Below are 16,535 nucleotides of genomic sequence, written 5' to 3'. Positions count from 1 at the left end.
CGAACATAAGGGGGAAGGAAAAATGAAGAAGTTCTCATTTCGTAAAATGCTTTTTTTAAGCATGCTTGCCATGCTAATGGTAATTGCTGCAGCATGTAGCTCAGGATCATCAACTACAGAAGAAGAGAATCCAAGTTCAGGTGATTCAGACAAACCAGCAGAAGAATCAAAGGATCCAATTAAAATTGGTGTGCTTGCTTCACTAAGTGGTGGGCTTGAATCCTACGGCAAGCAATCAACACAAGGATTTGAACTCGGCCTCGAGTACGCTACAGACGGGACGATGGAAGTAAATGGTCAAAAAATCGAATTCTTTGTAGAGGATACAGAGACAAAACCAGAAGTTGCCATTCAAAAAGCAACAAAATTAATTGAAGAAGACGGAGTTGACTTCTTAGTTGGATCATCAAGTTCAGCAGATACATTAGCAGTTCTTCCATTAGCTGAAGAATATGAAAAGATTATGATTGTTGAACCAGCTGCAGCAGACAGTATTACAGGTGCAGATTGGAATGAGTATATATTTAGAACTGCACGTAATTCATCACAGGATGCGGTTGCAGGTGCGGCAGCAATTGCAAAAGAAGGGGTTAAAATTGCAACCCTTGCACCAGATTATGCTTTCGGTCGAGATGGAGTTGCAGCCTTTAAGGAAGCCGCTGAAGATTTAGGTGCTGAGATTATCCATGAAGAATATGCAGATCCTGCAGCAACTGACTTTACTTCAAATATTCAAAAGATTATTGAAGCAAAACCTGATTATTTATTTGTTGTGTGGGCAGGTGCAAATTCACCTTGGAACCAAATCGCAGATATGAAGGTCCAAGAAAATGGTATTAAAATTTCCACAGGTGCTCCAGATATCCCAGCACTTGCAACAATGGAAGCATTAGTTGGAATGGAAGGATTCACCGTTTACTATCATCAGCTTCCAAAGAATGAGATTAACGATTGGTTAGTAGAAAAACACAAAGAAAAGTTCAATGGTGAGGTTCCTGACTTATTTACTCCAGGAGGAATGACGGCTGCGTTAGCAATTGTGGAAGCGATTAAGAAGACAGATGGCGACACGAATGCAGATAAGCTAATCGAAGCAATGGAAGGAATGAGCTTTGATACACCGAAAGGAAAAATGACATTCCGTGAAGAAGATCACCAAGCTCTTCAAACTTTATATGCGATTCGCCTGGAAAAGGTTGATGGTGTAGATTATCCAGTTCCAGTCTTAATAAGAGAGTTAAGCCCAGAGGAAACAGCTCCACCAGTTCGTAACTAATTTGAACTATAAGCTTCGGTAGGATTACTACCGAAGCTTACTTTTAGAAAAAAGAGGTGAACATTCGTGATGAATATTATTGAAACGAAAGACCTGACAATCGCTTTTGGAGGGCATGTAGCTGTTGATAATGTGAATTTTTCAGTTCCTCCGAACCACTTCAAATCAATTATTGGCCCCAATGGTGCAGGCAAAACAACTTTTTTCAATTTATTAAGTGGTCAGCTTACACCGACTGCTGGCCAAGTATTCTTACAAGGAGAAGATATTACAAAATTATCTCCAACAGCACGTACACGTAAAGGAATCGGTCGATCCTTTCAAATAACAAATGTTTTTCCAAATCTGACGGTATTAGAAAACGTACGATTAGCCGTTCAATCGGAATCTGGTGTTCGCTACCAAATGTTTAAGCATTTTCGTAAATATCGACAATTCGAAGAAAAGGCATTACAGATTTTATCGCTTGTTCTTCTTGATAATAAAGCCGATGCAATCGCTAAAAACCTTGCACATGGTGAAAAACGCAAGTTAGAAATAGCCATGTTGTTGGCATTGGAGACTGAGGTTCTGTTACTTGATGAGCCAACTGCTGGAATGTCACTTGAGGAGGTTCCTGCAATTCTTGAGGTCATCAAGAAAATTAAGGAGGAAGGGAATCGTACCATCATTTTGATTGAACACAAAATGGATATGATTCTTGATCTTTCTGATAGTGTGATGGTCTTATTTAACGGCAGATTGCTTGCTGATGGAACACCGGAAGAAATCATGAACAATGAAACAGTTCAATCAGCGTATTTAGGAGGTTTGTACGATGACACTGCATCTTAAGGTAGAGGGAATAGAAACCTATATAGATCAATTTCATATACTTCAAGGCGTTTCATTTGAGGCTAAAAAAGGAGAGGTTACCGTACTATTAGGCAGAAATGGTGCCGGCAAAACAACTACCTTAAGATCGATTATGGGCCTTAATCCACCGGCTAAAGGAAAAATCGTATTTAATGGTGAGAACATTTCAGGTCTAGCAACCTACCATATTGCCACAAAAGGCATTGGCTATGTCCCTGAGGACCAAGGGATATTCGGAGAGTTGACTGTAGAAGAAAATATGAAAGTTGCAATCAAAAAGGAAAACGAAGAAACGAAGGAACGTCTAGATTATATTTTAAATCTGTTTCCTGATTTGAAGAAGTTCTGGAAAAGAAAGGGCGGAAACCTCAGTGGTGGACAAAAACAAATGCTCTCAATTGCTAGAGCATATGTCAATAACAATGACTTATTGCTCATTGACGAACCAAGTAAGGGACTAGCACCAATTGTTGTTGAAAAAGTAATGGAATCCATTCAAGAAATGAAGTCAAAAACGACAATTGTGCTCGTGGAGCAAAACTTTATCATGGCAAGTACGATCGGAGATCGCTTTTTCATTATTGACGATGGAAGGACCGTACATCGTGGTGAAATGAAGGAGTTAAAAGAAAATGAAAAACTCCGTAAACAATATTTAGGAATTGCGTAGTAGGACTCATGGGTGAAAGGAGGAAAAATTTGTGGAAGCAATCATCAATTTAACGATTAACGGCCTTGCTACAGGTATGTTAGTTTTCCTACTTGCGGCAGGGTTAACCTTGATTTTTGGTCTTATGGATGTCCTAAACTTTGCACATGGAGGTTTGTTTGCCTGGGGAGCATATGCAGGAGTTTGGTCATATGGGCAAACTGGAAGCTTTGTAGCCGGAATTATGACTGCCCTGATTACAGGCCTTATTTTAGGTTTACTTATGGAAAAATTCATTGTTACTCCTGTATATGGAAATCATGTTCAGCAAATTTTGATTACGCTAGGGGTTATGATCGTTCTTTCTGAAATGTTGAAGGTCGTTTGGGGACCGAACCAATTGAGTGCGAAAACCCCTGAATATTTAAGCGGGAGCTGGGAGTTTGGCGGGGTTATTTTAATCAAATACCGCTTGTTTATCATATTGGTTGGATTTCTAGTTTTCTTCCTCATTTACTATATCCTTAAAAATACAAAAATTGGATTAATTGTTCGTGCCGGTGTAATTAACAAAGAAATGGTTCAATCACTTGGAATCAATATTAAAAGGATTTTTATGCTTGTCTTTATGGTAGGTGCAGCTATGGCAGCACTTGGTGGTGTATTACTAGGACCATATTCCGGCCAAATTTATGCAGAGATGGGAATGGAATTTGCAATACTCGCGTTTATTGTCGTTGTTATTGGTGGTATGGGAAGTATTACAGGCTCCCTGTTTGCAGCAATCCTAGTAGGGTTATCGGGATCCTTCATGGCCTACTACGTCCCAGAATTATCACTAGCAGTAAATATGCTTCTAATGGCTGTTGTATTAATTTTTAGACCACAAGGATTATTCGGTGCAAAGGGGTGAGGAAATGAAGCTTCTTACTGGTTCTTCAAAGGCTAATATTATCTACATTGCAGCAGCTGTGTTCCTTCTATGCTATCCATTTATCAATGATACTAGAAGTATATTAATTTTATTTACACAAATTTTTATTTTTGCTGTCTTTGCAATGAGCTATGATATCTTACTAGGTTTTACAGGGATTGTTTCATTCGGGCATGCCATGTTTTTTGGAATAGGTGCCTATTCGACAGGAATTCTTTTAGATCGCTTTGAACCAACAGTTCCTATATTTTTACTATCGATTATTGTTGGAATGATTCTGGCAGCCATTTTAAGTTATGTTGTCGGTTTACTCTCACTACGGTTAAAGAGTCACTTTTATGCGATGCTGACGTTGGCGTTCTCAGGATTGTTTTTAGTAGCTGCAGAAAAATGGAGGTCGTTGACAAGGGGGAATGACGGATTTACTTTTCGCATCCCTGATGTCTTTAAAGACCGGATGACTCTTTATTTTATTACATTGATCCTTATGATTGTTGTTTTTTTAGTGTTAAAGAGATTTACAGAATCTCCACTAGGGAGAGTTCTCCAAGCTATCCGGGAAAATGAGCCACGGACAGAGTCACTAGGCTACAATGTGATTCATTATAAAATCATTGCAAGTATTGTAGCTGGTGTTATCGCAAGTGTTTCTGGTTCGATGTATGTTCTTACACTACGTTTTGTAAATACTTCTGTATTCGCGCTCGATGTGACACTGGATGCTCTTCTCATGACAATCATTGGTGGAGTAGGGACGCTTGTTGGGGCCATCATTGGAGCGGGACTAATTGAATTTGCCCACCATTGGCTAACAGGACTTGCAAAGGTTCATTGGATTTTTGAACGATGGATGATCTTCTTTGGCATTTTATATATTTTAGCCGTTATGTTCTTCCCAATGGGAATCGTCGGAACTGTAAAGTCGTGGTTTTATAAAAGAAGAGGTAGTAATAAAACGAAAGACGTCGATAAAGAAAAAATAGCTGGCTAAGGAGAGAGGGTCATGAATGAGAATCAAACCATAACTTCATTCGTTGTCCGTTGTGCCTTAATTCATGTTGATAGTGAGACAATGAAAAAGCAATGGCGGATAAAGGTAAGCCATGTTCAAGGGGAAGATGAAGTAGTTGTTACAGATTTAGATGATGCTGTTCAGTACATGAAACGTGTAATAGAGGAGTGACTCACATTGACTTTGCAATCAGTTGGAATTATAAGTACAGGAATTTACATTCCAAATGATTTTCTAACTGGAGAAGACATTTCACGAATGAGCGGGATACCCAAGGAAATTGTTGAAAAGAAACTGGGCATATTGAAAAAGCCAATTCCCGGACCTGATGACCATACGTGTGAAATGGGAATAAAAGCAGCAAGAGAAGCTATAAACAAAGCAAAGATCGATCCACTGGATATCGATTTAATCATTTATATCGGCGAAGAACATAAGGAATTTCCCTTGTGGACAGCTGCGATTAAGATGCAACAAGAGCTTGGTGCGGTTAATGCTTGGGGATTTGACGTTGCGATGCGCTGTGGTACGACAATCATGGCTTTAAAAGTGGCTAAGAATATGATGAAGTCGGATGACTCTATTAAAACGGTTTTACTTGCAGGTGGTTATCGTAATGTAGATTTCATTGATTACGAGAATCCGAGAACGCGCTTTATGTATAATCTAGGAGCTGGTGGAGGTGCCATTCTTTTACAAAGAGGTGTACAAAAAAATCACGTCCTTGATAGTCATATTATAACCGATGGTGCATTTTCCGAGGACGTTGTTGTGGTAGCAGGGGGAACAAAAAATCCAATCACAAAAGAGGCACTTGAGCAAAAATTAAACATGCTGGATGTCCTTGATCCAGAAGGGATGAAGCAACGTCTTGAAGAAAAGTCCATGCAAAACTTTCTTAAGGTTATTCGAATGGCAGTAGAAAAAAGTGGATATACAGAGAAAGATATTAATTATTTAGGTATTCTCCACATGAAGAAATCAGCCCATGATTACGTGTTAAAGGAATTAGGCCTATCTGAGGAACAATCAATCTATTTAAATGAATATGGGCATATCGGTCAAATAGATCAAATTCTTTCTTTGGAAATTGCGGAAAAAAAAGGTAAAATAAAAGAAGGAGATCTTGTTGTGTTAGTGAGTGCAGGAATTGGATATGCGTGGGGGGCCACGGCAATAAAATGGGGGGATCGTTCATGCCAGCAATCGAACTGAAAACTGTCAATCTAGCAAATGGAGAAACGTTAGGATATCGGGAACGTGAGGGTGGGGATAAAATTGTACTACTTGTTCACGGGAACATGTCCTCATCAAAGCACTGGGATGTTGTTATTGAAAATCTTGATAGCGATTACAAAGTCTATGCAGTTGATATGAGAGGCTTTGGTATTTCAACTTACCACAAAAAAGTTCAGTCAATAAAGGACTTTTCTGATGATATTAAGCTATTCGTTGACGTATTAGGCTTGTCAGACTTTATAATGGTTGGTTGGTCAACTGGTGGTGCTGTAGGAATGCAGTTTGCCGCAGACCATCCTAGACTTTGCTCGAAGTTAGTACTGTTGGCATCAGCATCAACGAGGGGGTTTCCGTTCTTTGGCTTAAGTGCTGATGGGAAGATGGATTTTTCATATCGTTTAAAGACGATGGATGACATTCATCAAGATTTAGCACGCACAATCCCAATCCAAACCGCCTATAACAATCGAGATAAAGACACATTAAAAGCAATTTGGAATGCTGCCATTTACACCAAAAGACAACCTGAAGAAGCTCATTATGATGAGTATCTGGAGGATATGATAACACAGCGAAATCTTGCTGAAGTTTATTTTTCATTAAATACATTTAATATTAGTCATCATCACAATGGCTTAACGGAGGGGACAGGACAGGTAGAACGTATTAATATCCCAGTGCTAGTAATGCGTGGTGACAGGGATTATGTTGTATTAGAAAATATGGCAAAGGAAATTATGGAGGATTTAGGGGATAACGCCACATTTGTTGAACTTGAGGATTGTGGCCACTCACCGTTAATCGATAATCTAGACTTATTGTTAAGTGAAATGCATAAATTTATGAAGCAAGAGGAGCCTGCAAAATGAGATTAAAAGACAAGGTAGCTATTATCACAGGAGCAGCTAACGGACTTGGGCTAGAGGCTGCTATCACGTTTGTCCGAGAAGGTGCAAAGGTTGCGTTAACAGACTATGACACAACAGGTGCAAAGAGAGCAGAGGAATTAAAAGAACAAGGTGCAGATGTTGAGTTCTTTCAAGTAGATGTTGCAGATAGAAACAGTGTCGACCAAATGGTTGCTGCAGTAATGGAGCGATTTGGAAAGATTGATATTTTAATAAACAATGCCGGAATTACTCGTGATGCGATGCTGACAAAGCTTTCTCAGGAGGACTTTCAAAAGGTTATTGATGTGAATTTAACAGGCGTTTTCAATTGTACACAAGCAGTGGTTCCACATCTTATTGCAAATGGTAAAGGAAAAATTGTTAGTACCTCTTCTGTAACGGGGGTATATGGAAATGTTGGGCAAACAAATTATGCAGCATCTAAGGCTGCAGTGGTCGGGATGACGAAAACATGGGCAAAAGAGCTCGGCAGAAAAGGAATCAACGTCAATGCAGTTGTACCAGGATTTATTGAAACAGGAATGGTTGCAACCGTGCCTGAAAAAGTTATCAATCAATTAAAGCAAATGATTCCACTTCAAAAACTAGGGAAACCATCGGATATCGCCAATGCGTATTTATTTTTATCCTCCGATGAAGCCGATTATGTGAACGGAACAACCTTGCATGTTGATGGTGGGATTATGATGTAACGAAAAGAGTGGGAGCCCCACTCTTTTTTTCATAACTTCACTCATGTAACTACCATGTAACTCCTGTCTTCTATAGTAAGAGTAGAATTAAGAAGACGTAAGGAGAGATAGTTGTGAGGTGGGAACTGGATTGGATTGCAAATCGGGCTCGACTATCACCTGATTCGATTGCTGTCGTGGATGGAGAAACTGGCAGCCGATATACCTTTCAGGAACTGAACAAACGTGCGGAAAGTATCGCTTGTTTTTTAAAAACAATTGGCATTAAGAAGGGAGATCGTGTAGCACTAATATCTCCGAATGATGTTAGTTATTTCGATTTGCTATTTGCATGTGGAAAAATTGGGGCAATCTTTGTGCCGTTAAATTGGCGCTTATCGAGTGAAGAAATCGATTATATAATTTCAAATTCGTCACCAAAACTGGTTGCATTTTCAAGCCAATTTGAGGCTTTATTGCAGGGGAATGCATCTAGGGAAATCTTAAAAGTTGATTCTGATGAATATCATCGGATTGTCAATGTAGTAAGTACCACATTTGAACCAGAGGAGTGCATTCTAGAAGAAGATCCATTGGCGATCATTTATACAGGTGGAACAACAGGAAAACCGAAAGGAGTTGTCCTATCTCATCAATCTATTTTGTGGAATGGGTTAAATACTATTGTGAGCTGGAATTTGTCAGCAGAAGATGTGACATTAACCTATATGCCGATGTTCCATACTGGAGGTCTTAATGCGTTATCCATTCCTATTTTAATGATGGGGGGCAAGGTTGTAATAGCAAAAAACTTTGAGCCTAAACGTGCCATTCAACTTATTAATCAAGAAGGATGTACAATCGTTTTACTCGTTCCAACGATGTACCATATGATGGTTAACACCCCATCCTTCAAAAATATGACATTTCCAACCATGCATACCTTTCTATCTGGGGGAGCGCCTTGCCCACTCGAAATTTATCAGGCCTTTGAAGAAAAGGGATTATCGTTTAAAGAAGGTTATGGTCTAACAGAGGCGGGGCCAAATAATTTCTTTATTGATCCGAAAATATCAAGGTTTCGAAGAGGGTCAGTTGGAAAGGCCATGTTTTTTAATGAAGTGAAGATTATGACAGCTGAAGGACATGGTGCAAAGGCTGGTGAAGTTGGAGAGCTATTGATTCGTGGAAAGCATGTATTCCATCATTATTGGAATAATCCGGATGCAACAAAGGAAGTGTACAAAGATGGGTGGTTGCACACAGGGGATTTAGCGAGATGTGATGAAGAAGGCTATCACTATATTGTGGGGCGTAAGAAAGAAATGATTATCACAGGTGGAGAGAATGTGTACCCACTTGAGGTTGAACAATGCATTAGCAAGCATCCTGCTATTAATGAGGTTGCTGTTATTGGTGTACCTCATCAAAAATGGGGAGAGATGGTGATTGCTGTGGTCTCTTTAATGCCAGACCAACAGGTTTCAAAAAATGAATTAATAGAGTTCTGTCAAGAAAAGATAGGCAAATATAAGGTACCAAAAGAGTTTATCTTTGTGGAGGAGATCCCTAAAACACATGTGGGAAAGATTGATAAAAGCCATTTGCAAAAAACATATGAAAATTTAGTTGGTTAAGGTAAAACAAATTTTGAGTTTACATTTTATATGGTAAAAAAAACGGCTACTTTTTTCATTTGTAGTCGTTTTTTGTGTTGTGTGCTTATCTAAAGAAAAAATATTAACATTAGACTATGACTATTTACCTATTGTTCGTGTATTATACTAATATTTTGTAATACTTTTGTTTAATTTTCGTAAATTTTATTGACCAAATACCCCTTTCCCAGTATTCTGTAGGCGTACCATATTCTACTAATTTACTAAGTGAGGGGAGAAAACTGTGAAAAAAGGCATAGTAAGAAAACTACTGTCGTTATTATTCGTTTTTAGTTTAATAGTGCCTACTACTCTATTAAATTTTGTACCTGCTGCTAATGCAGCAGAAGTAACTGCCGAAGATTTATTTATTTCTGAATATATCGAAGGTAGTGGTTTTAACAAAGCAATTGAGATTTATAATGGGACTGGTGCTGATGTTGACTTATCAACATACACACTAGAACTATATTCAAATGGAGCCAGTGCAGCTGGTACAACTTTAAAACTAGCAGGAACTCTTATGAGTGGCGATGTCTATGTAATTGCAAATTCTAGTGCAGGTCCTGAAATATTAGCAGTTACAGATATAAAACATAGTGTCGCAAATTTCAATGGAGATGACTCACTTGTTTTAAAGAAGAATGGTGAAATTATTGATTCATTTGGACAAGTAGGACATGACCCTGGTACTAATTGGGGCGGAGTGACTTCTGAACAAACTCTGGTAAGAAAAGACTCAATCCTCACTGGGGATAAAGTGCATGATGATGCTTTTGATCCTTCTATCGAATGGGACAACCATCCCCAGGATACATTTTCATTTTTAGGTTCTCACAAAGGTGAAGGAAATGTAGACCCAGAACCAGAGCAACCAACTGTAATCACAATTGCTGAAGCTCGCACCCAAGGTAATGGGTCAGTATCTGTTAAAGGTACAGTGACAGCAAAATTAAAAAATACAATCCATATTCAAGACGAAACAGCTGGAATTGCTGTTAGACCCACTTCACTAGCTGTCGAATTGGGTGATGAAATTACTGTTACTGGAACATTAGGTGATTATAATGGTCTTTTACAACTTAATAATGCAAGTCTTGTAGGAGAAGCTACTCAAATTGGTGTACCAGAACCAGCTATTGTGACAGGCGCTGATATAAATGAAGCAAATGAATCAGAACTAGTTACTGTTAAAAATGTAACAGTTTCCGGAAATCCTTCAAACTATAAAGCTGTAGATGAAACCGGGAACGAATTTATTGTTCGCGATGAAAATAATAACTTAGGATTAACTCAAGGGAATACATATGATTCGATCACTGGAATTGTTCAACAATTTAATAGTGATTGGCAAATCATCCCACGTGGACAAGCTGATATTGTAGAAGATGCTTCAAAAGTTCAACCAGTTAGAGCATCTCAACCATCAGGTACAATTCCTGCGGGTACTCAAGTAACGTTATCTACTTCAACTGCGGATGCAGAGATTTACTTTACAACAGATGGTACTGAACCAACAGTAGAAAATGGTCAAAAATATAGTGAACCAATTACAGTTGATGAAGATGTAACCATTAAAGCCATTGCTGTAAAAGATGGTTTTACAACTAGTGACATAAAAGAATTTACTTATACAGTATACGATGCTGAAGAAATCAATATCCATGATATTCAAGGAGAATCTCATGAATCTGCATTAAATGGTGTAAAAGTTGAAAATGTTGAGGGTATTGTAACATATACCTACAAAATAGGTAGTGGTAACTACTTCCATATGCAAACTCCAGATGACAAAAAGGATAACAATCCTAAGACATCTGAAGGGATCGTTGTTTATACAGGAAACCAAGCAAATGTGGAAGTTGGTAATCTAGTAAGTGTAACTGGTACAGTCGACGAGTATTATATCGATGGGTACTATGACACAAAAAAAGAGACAGATTTATCCGTTACACAAATTAATGCACGTGATGACCAGGGCGGTTTAGTAAATGTTATTGAAAACAATGCAGAACTTCCTACTCCAGTAGAAATTACGAGTGAAAACCTACCAAATCAAGTTATTGATAATGATAGTTTCGGTGAGTTTGACCCAGAAGAAGATGCAATTGATTTCTGGGAAAGTATAGAAGGAATGCTTGTTGAAGTTGGAACAGTTAAGGCTGTTGCACCTCAAGAGCACGGAGATTTGATTACGGTTCTAGAAAACAGAAAAACGGATACCCTTCATGGTGGAGTATTACTAACTGAAGACAATGCGAATCCGGATCGTATCCAGTTTAAAATGTACGATAACAATGCAGCTAGAGATTTCGAGGTAGCAACAGGAGACAAATTTACTGGACCAATCACAGGTGTAGTAAACTATGGCTTCCAAAACTATAAGATTTATGTTGATTTAGAAGACATGCAATCAAACCATGTTAAGGGTAATGCAGAACCTGAGACAACAACGATTGTTAAAGAAGAAGATAAACTAACAATTGCTTCTTACAATCTAGAAAACTTCTCAAATAATACGAAAGAAACATCAGCCGATAAAGCTCAAAAATTGGCTAGAGCTTTTGTTCAAGACATGAAGAGTCCTGACATCATCGGGGTAACTGAGGTTCAAGATAACAATGGACAAAGTGCTGGAGATTCAGCCGCTAACGAAAGTTATGAACGTTTGATTCAAGCAATTGTTGCTGCGGGTGGTCCTGAATATCAATATTTAAATATTGATCCTGTTAATAACCAAGATGGTGGAGCACCAAATGCAAACATCCGTGTTGGATTCTTATATAATCCAGAACGTGTTTCTTTACCAGAAGACATTCCGGCTGGTGATGCAACAACAGCTGTTGGTTATGAAGATGGTAAATTGACACGTAACCCTGGACGAATTGATCCTACAAATGCAGCATTTGATAACAGCCGTAAACCTTTAGCAGCACAATTTACCTTCAAAGGTGAAGAGGTAGTGGTTATTGTTAACCACTGGAACTCCAAATCTGGAGACACTCCATTATTCGGTTCAACACAACCGCCGGTATATGGTAGTGAAGTTCAACGTAAACAAATTGCAAATATTGTTTATGACTTTATCGAAGAAATAAAAGTTGATAACCCTGATGCAAATGTTGTATCAGTTGGTGATTTTAACGATTACCAGTTCGCTGAGTCCCTTAAAATCCATGAAGGCGACTTAATGACCAACATGATTAACCATGTTGAACAAAGTGATCGTTACACATATTTGTTCCAAGGTAACTCACAAGTTTTAGATCACATTGTGGTATCAAATAACTTAGTACCTGGAACTGAAATTGATATTTTACACATTAATGCAGACTTTACAGATATGGCGGGGCGTGCGAGTGACCATGACCCGGTTATGGTTCAAGTTGACCTAAAAGTTAATTATGACTTAACAATCATGCACACAAATGATACTCATGCTTCCTTAGACAACATGCCAAAAACGGTAACTGCAGTGAAGGAAGTAAGAGCAGAAAATCCTGATTCTCTACTTCTTCATGCAGGAGATGCTTTTACAGGGACACTGTATTTTAATGAGTTTCTTGGAAAAGCAGATTTAGCCATGATGAATTTAATGGGCTTCGATGCAATGACCTTTGGTAACCATGAATTTGACTTAGGTTCTTCAAGTGAAGGACATCAAAAATTAGTCGAATTTATCCAAAGTGCACAATTCCCATTTGTAAGTGCCAATGTTGATTTCTCGAAGGATGCTAAATTTGATGGGATTTTCAATGATTCTATTGCATCTGATATTGAAAATGGACAAATTTACAATGGAGTCATCAAAGAAGTAAACGGTGAGAAAGTGGGTATCTTCGGTTTAACAACAGAAGAAACAACTGACATTTCAAGCCCAGGTTCGATTGAATTCGAAAACTACCTTAATGAAGCAAGAAAAGCTGTAGAAGCTTTTGAAGCACAAAATGTTAACAAAATTATTGCATTAACTCATATTGGTTATGACGATAATGCTGCGGTTGATAACGATCTAATTCTTGCTGAACAAGTGGAAGGAATTGACGTTATTGTTGGTGGACATAGCCATACAGTATTGGCTGAACCAGTCGTTGTTGCAAAAGATGCAACACCAACTGTAATCGTTCAAACAGGTAATGCAAACAGCAACTTAGGTGTTCTTAATGTTGAATTCGACGAAAATGGTGTCGTAGAGACACATGATGGTAAATTAATTGAGATTAAAGGACAAGTTCCTGATGAAGAAGCTCAGTCCGTATTAGCACCATTCAAGGCAAAAGTTGAAGAAGTGGCTAATACAGAAATCGGAGTTTCAACTCCTATTGAATTAGAAAACCCACGTACAAGTGGTGATGATACAAAACCAAGCGTACGTAGAAACGAAACGATTCTTGGGAACTTAATTACAGACGGTATGCTTGAAAAAGCAAAATCATTCACAGGTAAAGACGTGATAATGGCTTTACAAAACGGCGGTGGTATCCGTGCTGCTATCGATGCTGGCCCAATTACAACTGGTGAAGTAATTACAGTTCTTCCATTTGGTAACACGTTAGCAACAATGGATATTACTGGTGCTGAATTGAAAGAGGCATTTGAAATCTCCGTAAGCAAGTACCCTGGAGAAAATGGTGGATTTTTACATCTTGCTGGCGGTAAAGTTAAATTTGACTCGACTAAACCAGAACATGAACGCGTGGTATCCGTATCTTACCTGAACGAAGATGGTGAGTATATCGAAGTACAAGATGAGAAGATGTATACTATCGCAACTAACGCCTTCACAGCTAAAGGTGGAGACGGCTATGACGTATTTGCAAAAGCCTACGAAGAAGGCCGTGTAACAGACTTAGGTCTTTCTGATTGGGAAAACTTCCGTGACCATTTAGTAAGTCTTGGAAGCGAGGGAATTCCAACTGAGGTTGAAGGTAGAATCGTTGATGTGGAAGGTCAATTTAACTTAACGGTACTGCATACAAACGATACGCATGCTGCCTTAGATAAGATGCCTAAAACGGTAACGGCAGTGAAAGATGAAAGAGCGAAAGATCCGAATGCACTACTTCTTCATGCAGGAGATGCATTTACAGGAACACTGTATTTTAATGAGTTCCTTGGAAAAGCAGATTTAGCCATGATGAATTTAATGGGCTTCGATGCAATGACCTTTGGTAACCATGAATTTGACTTAGGTTCTTCATCTGAAGGACATCAAAAATTAGTTGAATTTATCAAGGGAGCTAAGTTCCCATTTGTCAGTGCCAATGTTGATTTCTCGAAGGATGCTAAATTTGATGGAATTTTCAATGATTCTATCGCATCTGAAATTGATAACGGACAAATTTACAATGGGATCATCAAAGAGGTTAACGGTGAGAAAGTCGGTATCTTCGGTTTAACAACAGAAGAAACTGCTGACATTTCAAGCCCAGGTTCAATAGCATTTGAAAACTATCTACAAGAAGCTGCAAAAGCTGTTGAAGCTTTTGAAGCAAAAGGTGTCAACAAAATTATCGCATTAACACATATTGGTTATGATGATAATGCTGCGGTTGATAACGACTTAATCCTAGCTGAACAAGTAGAAGGCATTGATGTTATTGTAGGTGGACATAGTCATACAGCATTGGATGTGCCATCCGTTGTTGCAAAAGATGCAACACCTACAGTAATCGTTCAAACAGGTAATGCGAATAGCAACCTAGGTGTGCTAGATGTAGTATTCGATGAAAAAGGTGTAGTGATTGAACATGCTGGTGAATTAATTTCAATCGGTGATCAAGAGGCTGACCCTGAAGCAGCAGAAGTTTTAGCACCGTACAAAGCCCAGGTTGACAAAGTAGCACAAGAGGAAATCGGAGTATCCACTCCTATAGAATTAGCAAACCCACGTACAAATGGTGATAATACAAAACCAAGTGTACGTAAAAACGAAACAATCTTAGGAAACTTAATTACAGATGGAATGCTTAAAAAAGCAAAAGAATTTACTGGTGAAAATGTAGTGATGGCATTACAAAATGGCGGTGGCATTCGTGCAGCAATTAATGAAGGCCCAATCACAGTCGGTGAAGTAATCACAGTTCTTCCATTTGGTAACACGTTAGCTACGATGGAATTAACAGGTGCTGAGCTGAAAGAAGCGTTTGAAATTTCTGTTAGCAAGTATCCGGGTGAGAATGGTGGTTTCCTACATGTTGCAGGAGGCAAGGTAGAATTCGATTCTACGAAACCAGCGGGCGAACGTGTAGTTGCAGTTTATATCGAAGATGCTAATGGAAATCTAGTAGCTGTTGATGATAATGCTACCTATATTATTGCTACAAATGCTTTCACTGCTAAAGGTGGAGACGGCTATGATGTATTTGCAAAAGCCTACGAAGAAGGCCGTGTAACAGATTTAGGACTTTCGGATTGGGAAAACTTCCGTGATCACTTAGTAAGTCTTGGTAGTGAGGGAATCCCAACTGAAACTGAAGATAGAATCGTTGATGTTACGGAAACTCCAGGCGAGGAGCAACCAACACCTGGCGAGGAGGAACCGCAAATTATTGTTGTTACTCCAGAAGTCGAAAAAGGAAACAAATATGTAGTATCTGCAGATGATTTAGGTGATCTAAAAGATGGTGCTATTGTCAGAGTTGAAGTTCCTGAAAAGAAAAATACAATTTTTGTATCATTGAGCCCTGAAGCCATTGCGAAACTTAAAGCAGCAAATGCAACTTTAATCATCTCAAATGGCGTGGTTGACCTTCAAATTCCTTCATCTATCTTACCTGATAGTGAAACGGAAATTAAAGTACAGAAGGACAATCGTAAGGATGCTTTAGTTGCCTATGATTTTACAATCAAATCTGAGGGCAAGGGCTATCACAAGTTTAACGAAAAAGTCACAATGACTTTTTCGATTGACCCTAAAACAGTGGATGATCCGAAAAAAGTGAAGGTTTTCTATTGGAATCCACAAAGTAAGGAATGGGAATTGGTCGGTGGCGAATACAAAGATGGCAAAATTACTGCTACTACCGATCACTTTAGTACATTTGGTGTGTTAGAAGTTGAAGAGACTAAGGAAATTCCAGGTTCTGAAGTGAAAGATTCTGATACAAATGACTCAACTGTAAAAGACTCTGACTCGAAGAATTCTAATGGAGGGAAAAAACTTCCTATAACAGCTACGAATATGGCTAACATGTTAGTGATTGGACTTTCGCTAATCCTAGTAGCTGTTGGTCTCCTCTATGTAAACAGGAGAAAAACAGCTTAATAGACTATCAAAAAGCTAGTAACGAGAGAAAAACGTAGTGTTTTTCTCTCGTTTTTTATATGA

Annotated in this window: 11 protein-coding genes; all 11 read left to right on the top strand. The window is 38.6% G+C overall.

Going from position 1 to position 16,535, the window contains the following annotated elements; genetic code table 11:
- Positions 1-22: 22 nt before the first annotated feature.
- The 11 genes from CKK03_RS09730 (at position 23) to CKK03_RS23985 (ending at position 16,472) form a co-directional block, all read left to right on the top strand.
- Positions 23-1,276, top strand: coding sequence for a substrate-binding domain-containing protein (locus tag CKK03_RS09730; protein WP_099362392.1), 1,254 nt, complete (start codon positions 23-25; stop codon positions 1,274-1,276).
- Positions 1,277-1,342: 66 nt separating this feature from the next.
- Positions 1,343-2,110, top strand: a complete 768-nt coding sequence (locus tag CKK03_RS09725) for an ABC transporter ATP-binding protein (RefSeq protein WP_099362391.1) — start codon at positions 1,343-1,345, stop codon at positions 2,108-2,110.
- Positions 2,094-2,801 carry an ABC transporter ATP-binding protein gene (locus CKK03_RS09720; RefSeq protein WP_099362390.1) on the top strand — a complete coding sequence of 236 codons (708 nt, stop codon included), beginning with the start codon at positions 2,094-2,096 and terminating at the stop codon, positions 2,799-2,801. Before CKK03_RS09725 ends, CKK03_RS09720 begins: the two co-directional genes overlap by 17 nt.
- A 31-nt stretch (positions 2,802-2,832) precedes the next feature.
- Positions 2,833-3,693: a branched-chain amino acid ABC transporter permease gene (locus CKK03_RS09715; protein ID WP_099362389.1), complete on the top strand. Its 861-nt coding sequence runs from the start codon at positions 2,833-2,835 to the stop codon at positions 3,691-3,693.
- Positions 3,694-3,697: 4 nt separating this feature from the next.
- Complete coding sequence (locus tag CKK03_RS09710; RefSeq protein ID WP_099362388.1) at positions 3,698-4,705, top strand: branched-chain amino acid ABC transporter permease; 1,008 nt, start codon at positions 3,698-3,700, stop codon at positions 4,703-4,705.
- A gap of 12 nt (positions 4,706-4,717) precedes the next feature.
- The gene (locus CKK03_RS09705) at positions 4,718-4,897 is read left to right on the top strand and encodes a hypothetical protein (protein ID WP_099362387.1); all 180 of its coding nucleotides are present in this window, start codon (positions 4,718-4,720) and stop codon (positions 4,895-4,897) included.
- A gap of 12 nt (positions 4,898-4,909) precedes the next feature.
- The gene (locus tag CKK03_RS09700; protein WP_099362610.1) at positions 4,910-5,941 is read left to right on the top strand and encodes a 3-oxoacyl-ACP synthase; all 1,032 of its coding nucleotides are present in this window, start codon (positions 4,910-4,912) and stop codon (positions 5,939-5,941) included.
- The gene (phaZ, locus tag CKK03_RS09695) at positions 5,923-6,834 is read left to right on the top strand and encodes an intracellular short-chain-length polyhydroxyalkanoate depolymerase (RefSeq protein WP_099362386.1); all 912 of its coding nucleotides are present in this window, start codon (positions 5,923-5,925) and stop codon (positions 6,832-6,834) included. The genes CKK03_RS09700 and phaZ overlap by 19 nt, the downstream gene beginning before the upstream one ends.
- Positions 6,831-7,568, top strand: a complete 738-nt coding sequence (gene fabG / locus CKK03_RS09690; RefSeq protein WP_099362385.1) for a 3-oxoacyl-ACP reductase FabG — start codon at positions 6,831-6,833, stop codon at positions 7,566-7,568. The genes phaZ and fabG overlap by 4 nt, the downstream gene beginning before the upstream one ends.
- Positions 7,569-7,681: 113 nt before the next feature.
- On the top strand, positions 7,682-9,184 hold the full coding sequence (locus tag CKK03_RS09685; RefSeq protein ID WP_099362384.1) for an acyl-CoA synthetase: 1,503 nt from the start codon (positions 7,682-7,684) through the stop codon (positions 9,182-9,184).
- Positions 9,185-9,449: 265 nt separating this feature from the next.
- Positions 9,450-16,472: a 5'-nucleotidase C-terminal domain-containing protein gene (locus tag CKK03_RS23985; protein WP_245864080.1), complete on the top strand. Its 7,023-nt coding sequence runs from the start codon at positions 9,450-9,452 to the stop codon at positions 16,470-16,472.
- Positions 16,473-16,535 lie beyond the last annotated feature (63 nt).

The organism is Fredinandcohnia onubensis (assembly GCF_002734215.1).
Classification (GTDB): domain Bacteria; phylum Bacillota; class Bacilli; order Bacillales; family Bacillaceae_L; genus Ferdinandcohnia; species Ferdinandcohnia onubensis.
The sequence above is the reverse complement of the archived record's forward strand: the minus strand, read 5'-3'. Positions and strand labels throughout refer to the sequence as shown.